The following is a 9,490-nucleotide window of genomic DNA, read 5'->3' as shown; positions in this document are numbered from 1 at the left end:
CGTCACCGCGCCGACCGTGGAATGACGCGCTCGGGACGTGCCGGGGCGCCGGCTGTCGCGCGGTGCGTCGGCGATAGGGCGCGAAGGGAATTGAGGATGGTGGCGAGGTCGACCAGTTCCTGCGAAAGAGCCCCGGCCCCGGCGGGAATATGACCGAAAGCGGCGGCAATCATCAACGCGACGCTGAATGCCACGCCCACCCAGATGCTCTGGAGCGCCACCCGCACTGTCCGCTGGCCGATGGCGACGGCCTCGGCCACCTTGGACAGGTCATCGAGCATGACGACCACGTCCGCAGACTCGCTGGCCGCCGTCGACCCCTTGGCACCCATCGCCACTCCGATGTCGGCTACAGTCAACACGGGCGCGTCGTTGACCCCGTCGCCGACCATCATCACCGGCCGGTACGGCAGGGCTTTGACAAGTTCCACTTTGTCCGATGGCGTGCATTCGGCCTGAACCTGCTCGATTCCCAGTTCCCTGCCGATATGTTCGGCGGTCTCGCGGGCGTCGCCGGTGAGCATCAGGGTTTCGCCGACGCCCAGTCGCCGCAACTGGTGAAGGGTCGTTCCTGCCTCCGGCCGGGCGGCGTCGCTCATGATCAACGAGCCGGCATAATCGCCGTCGACTGCTATGTAAACAGCCATTTGTCCGCCGGAAAGTTCCGTCTTTTCCACGGAAGCGGCGTGTTGCGACACGAAAGTGTACTTTCCCACGCTCACCTCCCGGCTGGCGAAGACAGCGTGGACGCCCTGCGTCGCGTATTCGGCTGCTTGGTCAGCCGGCATCAGGACCAGGCCCCGATCTGTAGCAGCCGCCATGACAGACCCGGCAAGGACATGGGAGGAGTACTGTTCTGCCGATGCGGCGAGCAGCAACAGTTCTTCGCTCCGGATCCGGGGAGGGTTTCCGGCGGGCCGGATTTCCAGGAGTACCGGCTTGCCGCCGGTAAGCGTGCCCGTCTTATCGAAAGCTGCCGACTTCACCCGGCTCAGCTTCTCCAGCGTCCCACCATTCTTGATGATGATGCCCGATCGGGAGGCGCGGCCCATTCCGGCGACAAGGGCCACCGGCGCGGCAATCAGGAGCGGGCAGGGGGTGGCCACCACAAGAACTTCGGCGAACCGCACGGGATCACTGCTGACCCACCACGCTCCAGCGGCCAGGGACAGCGCAAAAATGGTGAATGGAACGGCGAAACGGTCCGCCAATCGGACCACCGGAGCCCGGCTCGCGGACGCTTCTTGAACAAGCGTCACTATTCGGCTGTACTGTGATTCGGCAGCTGAGGCCGTGGCTTGGACACGAACTGCCGCCTCGCCATTGACCGACCCGCTCATCACCGCGTCCCCGGCGGACTTTTCGACCGGTAAGCTCTCGCCGGTCAGTGCCGACTCGTCGAAAGAGGCAAAATCCGAGATCAGCAAACCGTCCACGGGCACAACCTCAGCCGGTCGGACCAGAACCACGTCCCCCACGCGAATCTCATCCACGCCCACGTCTTCCGGTGTACCGTCCGTCTCACGATGCGCGGTCTGTGGGGCCAATTCCAAGAGAGCGGTCAATTCACGCTGCGCACGGCCCTGCGCGTAATCTTCCAGTGCCCTGCCGCCCGACAGCATCAACACGATGATCATCGAGGCCAGGTACTCGCCAACGGCTACCGTGCTGACGACGGCCATCAAGGCCAGCAGATCCATCCCCCGGCGCCCGCGCGCAGCCGCACGCACCATTCCCACAGCCAACCAAGCCGCCACGAGTAAGGCGAAAACGGTGGCCAACCACTGAGCCGCGGCCGCAGCCCCGCCCACCAGCAGCACAAGCACCGCCAGCAAACACAGCAGCGTTGCCAAAACCAGCGGGTACCGGCGAGCGAACCCCATTGCTGCCTCCACTATGACCAAGGCATTCTGCCAGTCGGCCCAGCGCCTCTCACCGGCAGCAACAGCCTTCCTGGATCGGTTCGGCGGCCCCGAAGCGAACGGACACGGCGCGTTGGCGTGCTCCGCTCCGCCCGGCCCCAGGACAGCCGGCACATCTCCCTCCAGTATCCACTTCCGGTCCGATGATGCTAGGCCCCCCAACACTCTGCCTAGGCGCGCAGCGTCACCTACATCCGATCCTGCAGCGGTTCGCCAGATTCTCTGGTGCCGCTGCGGCACGGCGAGTAGATTATGAGCGCATACCGGCCTGTTGGGCCCACTACCGCGGTAAAGCGGACTGGCGCAGCCCACACCGGATCTGCACGTGAGCGACCGACAGAAGCCGAAGCTTGTCTGGAGACAGCATGGAACAGCGCTACGCAGTGTGGTTCGAAGAGACCGGAATTCAGGACATTGGGATAGTCGGCGGGAAAAACGCGTCACTCGGCGAAATGCAGCGTGCCTTGGCCGGCCAAGGCGTCCGGGTGCCCGACGGATTCGCCACCACCTCGGCGGCGTATCGCGAATTCGTTACCGCCAACGGTCTCGAGACGGCGATCAAGGAACACCTCGATCTGTACAGACACGGCGAAAAACCGCTAAGCACGGTCGGCGAAACAATCCGCCGCCTCTTTCTCGCCGGCAAGTTTCCGGACAGCATGTCCGACTCCATCCTGGAGTTCTACGGTCAACTCGGGACACGCGCCGGAAGCGGTAACCTTCCCGTGGCCGTCCGCAGCAGCGCGACCGCCGAGGACCTTCCCGATGCCAGCTTCGCCGGACAGCAGGAAACCTTCCTCAACGTCAGCGGGAACGACGCCCTGCTGGATGCCTGCAGGCATTGTTTCGCGTCCTTGTTTACTGACCGGGCGATCAGCTACCGCGCCATGAAAGGGTTTTCCGACCTTGACGTGGCACTCTCGATCGGCGTCCAGCGGATGGTCCGTGCCGACAAAGGTGCCTCGGGCGTCATGTTCTCGCTGGACACGGAAACCGGTTTCCCTGACGTGGCGGTGATCAGCGCGACCTGGGGACTCGGCGAAACGGTTGTCCAGGGAACGGTGAACCCGGACAAGTATGTGGTCTTCAAACCCCTGCTCAACACGGCAGGATGCTTCCCGATCATCGAAAAAACGTGCGGCGCCAAAGAGCAGAAACTCGTTTATGGGCGAGGCGGCACGGCCCGAACCCGCATGGTCCAAACCACGGAACGGGAGCGGACCTCGCTGGTCCTCTCCGACGACGACATCCTGCAATTGGCTCGATGGGCCGCGGTCATCGAGGAGCACTATGGCCGTCCGATGGACATGGAGTGGGCCAAGGATGGCCTGACCAGCGAACTGTTCGTCGTCCAGGCCCGCCCGGAGACGGTGCAGGCAAGCCGTAGCAATACTGTCTTTACCACGCATCGTCTCATCGGACGCGGTCCGGTTCTCGCCGCCGGAGCCGCCATCGGCGACTCGATTGCCACTGGTCCTGCCTGCGTCATCCGCGCGACAGCTGAGATCGATCGGTTTCGTGACGGCTCCATCTTGGTGACGGAGATGACCGACCCGGACTGGGTTCCCATCATGCGGCGCGCGGCCGGAATCGTCACCGAGCACGGCGGACCCACGAGCCACGCGGCCATCATCAGCAGGGAATTGGGCGTGCCTGCCGTCGTGGGCACCGGTAATGCGACGGAAAGCATTCAGGACTCAGAGATGCTCACCATCTCCTGCGCCGAAGGCGATGAGGGGCATGTCTTTCAAGGAGCCCTCGAGTTCCACACCGAACAGGTCGATTTGAAGTCGCTTCCTCCAACGACCACCAGGGTGATGACCAACCTCGCCAGTCCGTCCTCCGCCTTCAAATGGTGGCGGCTGCCCGTGGCCGGCGTCGGTCTGGCGCGGATGGAATTCATCATCAACGAACTGATCCGGATCCACCCCATGGCGCTGGCCGAACCCCAACGTGTCAGTAATCCAGACGAAGCAGCGCAAATCCGGTCCCGCACGAGGTCCTTCTCCGACCCGCGCGACTACTTCGTCGACACGCTGGCATCAGGCCTGGCCAAGATCAGCGCCCCCTTCTACCCGGACCCGGTCATCGTGCGGCTCAGCGACTTCAAAAGCAACGAGTACGCGCGCCTGCTGGGCGGCAGCGCTTTTGAGGAGGCAGAGGAAAACCCCATGCTCGGGTTCCGCGGAGCCTCCCGCTACTACAACGATCGCTACCGTCAGGGCTTCGACCTGGAATGCCGGGCGCTGAAACGTGTCAGGGAACACCTGGGCTTTCGGAACGTCATCATCATGGTCCCGTTTTGCCGAACGGTAGCCGAAGCAGACCGGGTTTTGGCAGCCATGACCGAGAACGGCTTGGCGCGCGGGGAAGCCGGATTGCAGGTCTACATGATGTGCGAGATACCCTCCAACGTCATTCTGGCGTCTGAATTCGCCACCCGGTTCGATGGCTTTTCCATCGGCTCCAACGACTTGACGCAGCTTGTCCTCGGGGTTGACCGCGACTCCGAGTTGCTGGCGCCGCTGTTCGACGAACGGGATGAAGCGGTCAAACACATGATCCGGGACGTCATTGCCCAGGCCCACCACGCCGGAATCAAGATTGGAATTTGCGGACAAGGACCGAGCAACCACACCGATTTCGCCGAGTTCCTCATTGAGCTGGGAATCGACTCAGTTTCCCTCAATCCCGACACCGTGCTCAAGACCATCCCGGTTATCGCCGCTGCCGAACGCCGGAGGGATGGCTCCTGACAGGCCAGGCTCCATCGCGATAACCGTCCAGTCCGGCACTGGCTCGCCCCTTGGGTTCGGAGTAGGCTCGCCGCCATGGAGAACAAGTCCGCACCTCCCACAGTTGAAGTTTTGGAAGCAGAGGACTGCTGGCGGCTGCTTCGAGGTGTTGCGTTGGGCCGTCTTGCTGTCTGGGTCAACGACCACCCGGAACTGTTTCCGCTTAACTTCCGGATCGACAAAGAGACCATCGTTTTTCGCACTGCACCCGGCACGAAACTGTCCGCGGCATTGGAGGGAAAACCGGTGGCATTGGAAGCCGACCACATCAACGGCCATACCAATGTGGCGTGGAGTGTCGTCGTCAAGGGACATGCGGCGGAGGTGGAACAGACCGAAGAATTCCGGAACAACGTCGCCCAACTCCTGTTTCCCTGGAGTCCGGGTACCAAGGACCATTTCGTTCGTATCACCCCTGACGCCATCACTGGCCGCCGCTTCACCATCGCTCCCCCGCAGACATGGGAAATCACCCTGGACAACGCCACCAGGGCGGGATTCGAATAGGTTGCTGGTGTTCCCCGTCTCGGCAACGCGTGCTCCCCGTCCCCCAGGACGGGGGCTGTTTAGTGCGGTCGGACGACGGTTTCTCCCCTCGAATAGTGCGCTTCGCTGACCGGCACAAAACCGGTTGTGCAGGCCGACCCGCCCTTCATCTGAAGCCCTTCCCGGTGCATTGACCCCCTCCTTGGAGGCTGCCACACTTTGACCATCACCCTTTTGGTTCAAAGGAGATCCTCATGGCTGGCATGATCCGCAAGAGCCTGAACGAACCCGAAGAAACTCGGCCCTTCGAGGATGGCAAAGGAAAATTGGACCTGGTCCATCTTGAGGCCGGCGGCGTCGGGCGGGCCGTTTTCGAACCCGGCTGGCAATGGTCCAAGCACGTGAAGCCAATCGCCAAGACCGACAGTTGCCAGGCAAACCATGCCGGCTACGTGTTGTCCGGACGGATGAAGATCGTCATGGACGACGGGGAAGAAAGCGAATTCTCCGCTGGTGATTACATGTCGGTCCCGCCAGGCCACGACGCATGGGTCATCGGCGACGAGCAATGCGTCGTCATCGACTGGGCCGGCTACGCCGACTACGCCAAGCGACGCGACTGAATTCCTTCTCCGACCGCTTCCGGACGACTCCCTAAGACAGGCTGCCCCTCCCCGGCGGCCCGAACAAGTGCGCCCATCTTCCGCCATCCATCGGTCCGGTATCCGATCCATCGCCAGTCATGCCCAGCGGCCACCGGTGGTTCCTGATGCACGGGATCCCCGCGCGCGGGCGGCGATCCCCACGCGCAGGCGACGCGCTGTAGTTGTTGGCGCTGAAACTGTTGAAGCCGAGCGGCTCCGGTTGGCCGCGATTATCGGCCTCCGGTTTCCGAGGAAACTTCAGTGGCGCGTCAAGTGCTTGCTCATCCTCAGGGGATGATGACACCGGCCGCGGACGCCCAGAACATTAACAAGAGTCGCCAAGATTCCCGCCTGACGTCACGATGCCGCCAAGCTTTTCCTCCCATCCAGCATCCGACGTCAAGACAGCCTCAGTTAACTGACGAAAAGGTCTTCGTGATGAACACACACCCACTGATCGCCGACCATGGGCTTATCGGCGACCTGCAAACGACAGCGCTGGTTGCAACCGACGGCACGCTTGATTGGTTCTGCAGCCCGCGCTTCGATTCCCCGAGCATTTTCGCCTCCCTGCTTGACCCGGAGCGTGGGGGCTACTTCTCCACGCGACCCCGCGAAGCGGCCTTCGAGACAAAGCAGCTCTACTTCCCCGACACAGCGATCCTGATTACGCGTTTTTTGACGGAAGCAGGGGTCGGGGAACTCATGGATTTTATGCCAACGACCGGCACCGACCCCAGCCAAAAGCACGACTTGGTGCGAATGATGAGATGCGTTCGGGGAAGGATTTCATTCGACGTTGAGGTTGCGCCCCGGTTTGACTACGGGCGGAAGAGGCATGATCTGACGATCTCCGAAGCAGGCGCCGTCTTCGACGCGGGCGACACGCGTCTGAGCCTCAGCCTCATCCGGGAGGAAGGCGACGAACAGCTAGGCCGTGACATCTCCACCACCGACGAAGGTTCGCTCCGGGCTGTCCTCACTTTGGAGGAAGGTCAGATGCGCGGCGTCGTGCTGGAGACAGGTCCGGATGTAGCCCCCAAGATGATGCGGCCTGCCGAGGCTCAACAACTGGCCGATGACACAGCACACTTTTGGCACGACTGGCTCAGCCAATCCACCTATACGGGACGGTGGCGCGCCGTCCTGGAGCGGTCGGCCATCACGTTGAAGCTGCTGACCTATGCCCCCAGCGGAAGCCTGGTGGCTGCTCCCACAGCCGGACTTCCGGAGGAGATCGGCGGGGAACGTAACTGGGACTACAGATTCACCTGGATCCGCGATGGCTCCTTCTCAGTTCACGCGCTGCTCCGCATGGGCTTCATAGATGAGGCTGTCGCCTTCAGCCAGTGGCTGCGCGACCGCGTCAATGAGCCCCGCGCGGAAGGCTCCTACCCGCTGGACATCATGTACCGCGTTGATGGCAGCACCGAGCTGCACGAGGAAGTCCTGACGGATTGGAAGGGCTATCGCGGCTCCTACCCGGTGCGGATTGGAAACGGAGCGGCCGACCAACTCCAACTGGACATCTACGGCGAAGCACTCGATGCGATGTACTACCTCGACGGCGCGGGTGTCGGAATCGGGCAAGCCGGATGGCTCAACATCTCCGAATTGCTCAATTGGCTGGCGGATAACTGGGACCAGCCGGAAGAAGGGATCTGGGAGACCCGGGGCGGCCGGAAAGACTTCACGTACGGCAGACTCATGTGTTGGGTCGCGTTTGACCGGGGCATCCGGCTCGCGACGTCGCATGGGCGGCCGGCGCCACTCGATCGGTGGATCGCCGCACGGGACGGCATTTACCAGCAGATCATGGACAAGGGGTGGAGCAGCGAACGCCAAGCCTTTGTCCAGCAGTACGGAGACAATGTCCTCGATGCCGCATTGCTGAAAATGCCCCAGGTTGGCTTCGTGTCCCCGCACGATCCCATGTGGCAGTCGACGCTCCGGGCGATGGATAAAGAGCTGGTCTCGGATAGCTTGGTCTACCGCTACGACCCCAGCGCCTCCCCCGACGGGCTGCGCGGGTCGGAGGGGACGTTCTCACTCTGCACGTTCCTTTATGTCGATGCCTTGGCCCGATCGAACCGGCTCGATGAGGCACGATTGACCTTCGACAAAATGCTCACGTACGCGAACCATGTCGGGCTGTACTCGGAGGAGATCGCTGCCACCGGGGAACAGATTGGCAACTTTCCGCAGGCGTTCACTCATCTGGCACTGATCGACGCCGCTATCGCTCTCAACGAGCGCCTGGACGCCGCGCAGAAAGGCCGGCGATTCCGTGGCTAGACAGGCCAGGACTTGCACCAGTGCCCCGCTTCAGGGCGAGGCACTGGTGCAAGGAATCAAACGCACCGGCGCAGAGAGCCACCCTAGATTCAGGCCGTCTTGCCCAGCGAATGACATCGTCCTGGGCCGTCAGGACAGAAGGCGCGCTTTCGCAGCGGCGAATTCCCTATCCGTCAGCACGTGGGCGGCATGAAGCTCCGCAAGAATTTCGAGCTGATCGGCCAGCCACTCTTTGCCGGCAGGTGATGCTGACGGGACTCCCGGTGCGCGTTGTTCTGCAGCCCGACGGGAACGCACCCGCTCATCGAGCGAACCTGCCGCTACGCGCGCGGCACCCGAGATCGCAGCAGATCTCGCAATGGTTCCGAGCAGCCCGGGGAGGCCGCTTCTAGCAAAAGTCATCAGAAATTCTCGGGGTCGATGTCTGTTCAGGTCGCTGAGATGCCGGCGGCTTCGACGGCGGCGACCACTGTTTCGTGGGGAATTCTCGCGTATAGGGTCGTCACTCCTCCTGAATCCTGTACCGCATCAGAAAGGTGCTGCGCCCAACGATGTTCCAAAGCCAACACCAAAGCTGTTTCGTCATTTCCTATTGATTCGGCTGCGACTTCGAGGTCGGCGTCGCTGAGGAGCGTCAGCAGCTGCGGATAATCCACGAGACCGGACCAAGCCTCCTGAAGGTGGTCTTCCAGATCACGAACATGCACAACTCCATGCTGGTCTCTCGATAGCAATACCAGATCGATGATGACCACCGCACCGGGCCGGACCGCTTCCCGCAGGGCATCGATGACTCGAGCGTCGACCTCCGATCGCCGAAACGCACAAATCATCACTTCAACTGGTCCGACTTTCATCTGTTACTCCTGTTTGCCGGAACTGCAGGTCCTATAAATATTCCCCGTACCGACCCCGTCCGACCTCACCCGCCCCGGATGATCTGTTGACTACGCAGCGTTGCGGTCCTCCGCTTCCCCCGACCGGTTGGATCACACATTTTGGATACACCGTAAGCCCTTGTTGTATCTCGGGGACTGCGCCTACCATGAGCGACGTGGGACATATCTCACCCAGTCCCCAGTTCAAGATCAAGCCTCCGCGGCGCGTGGAGTTGGCCATCGAACGTCCACGTTTGTGCGAGGCCCTCTCGCTTGCCGCCGATTCCCACAGGCTCATCCTCGTCGAGGCCCCGGCTGGTTGCGGGAAGTCCACCATCTTGAGCGACTGGGCTCAGAGTGGAACCATGCGTTCAGCATGGCTCACCCTCGACCGTTTTGACGCACGACCCGAGCGGTTGTTCCACGGGGTACTAGCCGCCATACAGTCGGCCGCCGCAGGAATGTCCTCC

7 protein-coding genes are annotated in these 9,490 nt (G+C 62.2%); 4 read left to right on the top strand and 3 right to left on the bottom strand.

Features of this window, described 5'->3' with window-relative positions; all coding sequences use genetic code 11:
• Nucleotides 1–2: 2 nt before the first annotated feature.
• The gene (locus ACMX2H_RS02430; protein ID WP_414958802.1) at nucleotides 3–1,883 is read right to left on the bottom strand and encodes a heavy metal translocating P-type ATPase; all 1,881 of its coding nucleotides are present in this window, start codon (nucleotides 1,881–1,883) and stop codon (nucleotides 3–5) included.
• 404 nt (nucleotides 1,884–2,287) lie between these two features.
• Between ACMX2H_RS02430 and ppsA the strand changes: the two genes are divergently transcribed.
• The 4 genes from ppsA (at nucleotide 2,288) to ACMX2H_RS02410 (ending at nucleotide 8,142) form a co-directional block, all read left to right on the top strand.
• On the top strand, nucleotides 2,288–4,678 hold the full coding sequence (gene ppsA, locus ACMX2H_RS02425) for a phosphoenolpyruvate synthase (RefSeq protein ID WP_414958801.1): 2,391 nt from the start codon (nucleotides 2,288–2,290) through the stop codon (nucleotides 4,676–4,678).
• Between the two features lie 75 nt (nucleotides 4,679–4,753).
• The gene (locus ACMX2H_RS02420; protein WP_414958800.1) at nucleotides 4,754–5,224 is read left to right on the top strand and encodes a pyridoxamine 5'-phosphate oxidase family protein; all 471 of its coding nucleotides are present in this window, start codon (nucleotides 4,754–4,756) and stop codon (nucleotides 5,222–5,224) included.
• 233 nt (nucleotides 5,225–5,457) lie between these two features.
• The gene (locus ACMX2H_RS02415) at nucleotides 5,458–5,826 is read left to right on the top strand and encodes a cupin domain-containing protein (RefSeq protein ID WP_136785413.1); all 369 of its coding nucleotides are present in this window, start codon (nucleotides 5,458–5,460) and stop codon (nucleotides 5,824–5,826) included.
• A gap of 315 nt (nucleotides 5,827–6,141) precedes the next feature.
• The gene (locus ACMX2H_RS02410; RefSeq protein ID WP_414958799.1) at nucleotides 6,142–8,142 is read left to right on the top strand and encodes a glycoside hydrolase family 15 protein; all 2,001 of its coding nucleotides are present in this window, start codon (nucleotides 6,142–6,144) and stop codon (nucleotides 8,140–8,142) included.
• A 129-nt stretch (nucleotides 8,143–8,271) separates the two neighbouring features.
• Here ACMX2H_RS02410 and ACMX2H_RS02405 read toward each other — a convergent pair whose 3' ends face one another.
• Nucleotides 8,272–8,544, bottom strand: a complete 273-nt coding sequence (locus ACMX2H_RS02405; RefSeq protein WP_136785415.1) for an SHOCT domain-containing protein — start codon at nucleotides 8,542–8,544, stop codon at nucleotides 8,272–8,274.
• Nucleotides 8,545–8,570: 26 nt separating this feature from the next.
• A complete protein-coding gene (locus ACMX2H_RS02400; protein WP_414958798.1) occupies nucleotides 8,571–8,999 on the bottom strand; it encodes a DUF6325 family protein in 429 nt (142 codons plus the stop codon).
• Nucleotides 9,000–9,490 lie beyond the last annotated feature (491 nt).

Source organism: Arthrobacter sulfonylureivorans, from assembly GCF_047607445.1.
Lineage (GTDB): Bacteria > Actinomycetota > Actinomycetes > Actinomycetales > Micrococcaceae > Crystallibacter > Crystallibacter sulfonylureivorans_A.
This window is presented reverse-complemented; position numbering and strand designations above follow the sequence as displayed.

Bases quoted from the DNA above. Each gene is read 5' to 3' on its own strand.
- ACMX2H_RS02405 (WP_136785415.1), bottom strand. From the start codon at position 8,544: ATGACTTTTGCTAGAAGCGGCCTCCCCGGGCTGCTCGGAACCATTGCG.
- ppsA (WP_414958801.1), top strand. From the start codon at position 2,288: ATGGAACAGCGCTACGCAGTGTGGTTCGAAGAGACCGGAATTCAGGAC.
- ACMX2H_RS02430 (WP_414958802.1), bottom strand. From the start codon at position 1,883: ATGGGGTTCGCTCGCCGGTACCCGCTGGTTTTGGCAACGCTGCTGTGT.
- ACMX2H_RS02400 (WP_414958798.1), bottom strand. From the start codon at position 8,999: ATGAAAGTCGGACCAGTTGAAGTGATGATTTGTGCGTTTCGGCGATCG.
- ACMX2H_RS02410 (WP_414958799.1), top strand. From the start codon at position 6,142: ATGATGACACCGGCCGCGGACGCCCAGAACATTAACAAGAGTCGCCAA.
- ACMX2H_RS02415 (WP_136785413.1), top strand. From the start codon at position 5,458: ATGGCTGGCATGATCCGCAAGAGCCTGAACGAACCCGAAGAAACTCGG.
- ACMX2H_RS02420 (WP_414958800.1), top strand. From the start codon at position 4,754: ATGGAGAACAAGTCCGCACCTCCCACAGTTGAAGTTTTGGAAGCAGAG.